The sequence below is a fragment of the Ochrobactrum sp. SFR4 genome, from assembly GCF_019730395.1.
In the GTDB taxonomy this organism is placed as follows: Bacteria; Pseudomonadota; Alphaproteobacteria; order Rhizobiales; family Rhizobiaceae; genus Pseudochrobactrum.
In genome coordinates this window covers 1-405 of the sequence record NZ_JAAPBB010000277.1, presented here as the reverse complement: position 1 = coordinate 405, position 405 = coordinate 1, and the positions used below count along the sequence as shown (strand labels likewise).

The 405-nt window shown below is 48.9% G+C and carries 1 protein-coding gene; it reads right to left on the bottom strand.

The genetic code is table 11. The features are described 5' to 3' along the window. Window positions 1-34: 34 nt before the first annotated feature. Window positions 35-405: RadC family protein (radC, locus tag HBA93_RS18970; RefSeq protein WP_221724334.1), on the bottom strand; the 371-nt coding region annotated here is incomplete at its 5' end.

The window sequence follows — 405 nt, the reverse complement described above, 5'->3', positions numbered from 1 at the left end:
CAGCGGGTTAACAGCATGGAATGCTGTGCTACAGTCAGATTAGCCCCAGTCCGCGCATGCTGACATGTCCGGCTTTGCCGATAATAATATGATCATGGACAGCAATATTCAGCGGCGATGCAATCGAGATAATAAGCTTGGTCATATCAATATCCGCCCGTGAGGGGTTGGCGTCACCGGAAGGGTGATTGTGGAATAAAATAAGGGCTGTAGAGGATAGTTCGAGCGCACGTTTGATGACTTCGCGGGGATAAACAGGCGTATGATCAACGGTGCCGATCTGTTGCACCTCATCGGCGATCAGCCGGTTTTTTTTATCAAGAAACAGAATACGGAATTGCTCGCGATTCTCATAAGCCATAGAGGTCATGCAATAGGCGATGACCTTGCTCCATGAATCGGGAA